1 protein-coding gene is annotated in these 1,904 nt (G+C 57.8%); it reads left to right on the top strand.

The window, feature by feature from the left end; translation table 11 throughout:
* Positions 1-183 precede the first annotated feature (183 nt).
* Positions 184-1,824 carry an NACHT domain-containing protein gene (locus tag DL239_RS21285; protein WP_167686101.1) on the top strand — a complete coding sequence of 547 codons (1,641 nt, stop codon included), beginning with the start codon at positions 184-186 and terminating at the stop codon, positions 1,822-1,824.
* Positions 1,825-1,904: the final 80 nt, after the last annotated feature.

Genomic DNA, 1,904 nt, shown 5'->3' with positions numbered 1-1,904 from the left:
CACAGGCAACGCGCCGCATAATCAAACCAACCAGATGAGCCAAACTCTCACTTAGTTTAGGCCGCCTTTGGACCCAAAAACTCTGCCGACGCACACTTAAGCGTCATTTAGTCCTAACGCCTCATCACCGAATAGCCCCCTATTCGGTTGACTTACGACCCAATTCCTCTCGATAAAGTAGTAATGACGAACAAGGTTTCTAGGCAAATCGAGGAGCATGGCTCCAGCCCAGCGTCGCGCGGCGGTGCTGGGACTTATATAGAAGGCGAGCTCGGCGCATTCTACCTTTTAGCCATGCTTGCACACATCCCAGCGCATGGGCTGCCCAACGCTCGGATTGTCCGCGTCCGATCCCAAGGTACGGACCTCGGCTTCAAACTTGACGATCTAATTATCCATGGAGCCAGCCCGTCGGGTGACGCTCTGCTTGAGATCCAGTCAAAGCGAGACATTACCTTTGCGCCAAAAGACACAGTGTACCGAGAGGTGGCGGAGCAGATTGCGCTTAGCCACTCGACCGAGGTCGCGGAGGAACGGCATTTTGTTGGGATCGCAACCCAGCGTACCAGCCGCAATATCTCGGGTGCTTATCAGGACGTGCTCAAATGGGCGGCGGCAGCCGAAACCTGCGGCCAGTTCTACAAGCGGCTAAGTGCCAAGGGCGTGGCCAGCAAGGTTATGCGCGATTTCGAGTTAACCACGCGCAATAACCTAGTTGCCGGAGGCGTTCCCGACAATGACGAAGCGATCTGGAGGATCCTGCGGCGGCTGCTGATCCTCGAATTTGATTTTGAATCGAGCGTGTCGCTCGCCCGAACACATGGTCAGATGTTGGCACGACAAATGCTCGCCGATGAGGATGTTGGACAGGCCGATGCGCTGTGGCGCACCCTAATAGAATTATCGATCGCGACAGGCACAATTGGCGGATCGATCGATCGCCAAGAGCTTAAGCGCAAGCTGGTCGAAATCGGATTCCGGCTGGCCGGTGATCGCGACTATGGACCCGCGCGCATCAAGATCGCTGAAATGGCGCAGATGACATTGGCGAGCATCGGCAGTACGGTCACCGGCGTGAACCTACCGCGGTTTGAAGCGGTCGCCGCGCTGGACGAAGCTGCGGGCTCACACCACTTCATCGAAGTACGTGGCGGCCCGGGGGTTGGCAAATCTTGGGTGTTGCGTAATTTGGCTGAGCGCGTCGCTCGGGAATCCCCGATCATCGTGCTTGATCCCGTAACAACACCGTCAGGCGGTTGGATCGCATTCGCGCAGGCGCTCGGCATTTCGGGAACCGCCAGCGATTTCCTTTCCGACCTAGCCGCCAGCGGCGGAGCGATGATCTTCATCGACAGCCTCGACATGTTCACCGATCCCGGTCACCAGCGCACAGTCGTCGACCTGCTGCGCGCTGCCAGTACAATTCCTGGCTTCACGGTGATCGTCACCACGCGCACAGCTTCCAACCCTGATTTCGAGCCTTGGCTCGACGACACCATCACTGCAGAGTGTGGAGGAGTACATCCCGTCCTTGTCAGTGAATTGACCGAGGCCGAGGTCGCTATTCTGGTTGGGCAAGCGCCTGAACTCAAGGCCCTGCTCGACAAGGGACATCCGGCGTCGAAAATCGCACGCAACCTTTATCGACTATCCCGGCTGGTCAAGGTGCCGAGCGCCACCGAGATCCGGACCGAGGCCGTTCTCGCCCACTACTGGTGGAAAAGCGCCGACGGCGCCGCGCCAGCAGACGTCCGCCCGGCCCAGCGGATCCTCGCCGATCTCGCCGCCCGTTCGCTCAGGAATGAAATGTCCGTCGTCATATAAAATGGAACATCAGAGGGGCTTGACCATTGGAGGCTCTGGTTCGTTTGTGTGATTGATTATGCAGCCTGTTTTTGATGTTG

The sequence above is a fragment of the Parasedimentitalea denitrificans genome (assembly GCF_011813015.1).
Taxonomy (GTDB): domain Bacteria; phylum Pseudomonadota; class Alphaproteobacteria; order Rhodobacterales; family Rhodobacteraceae; genus Parasedimentitalea; species Parasedimentitalea denitrificans.
Note: the sequence above shows the minus strand (reverse complement) of the source record. Positions and strands in the feature narration are given on the sequence as shown.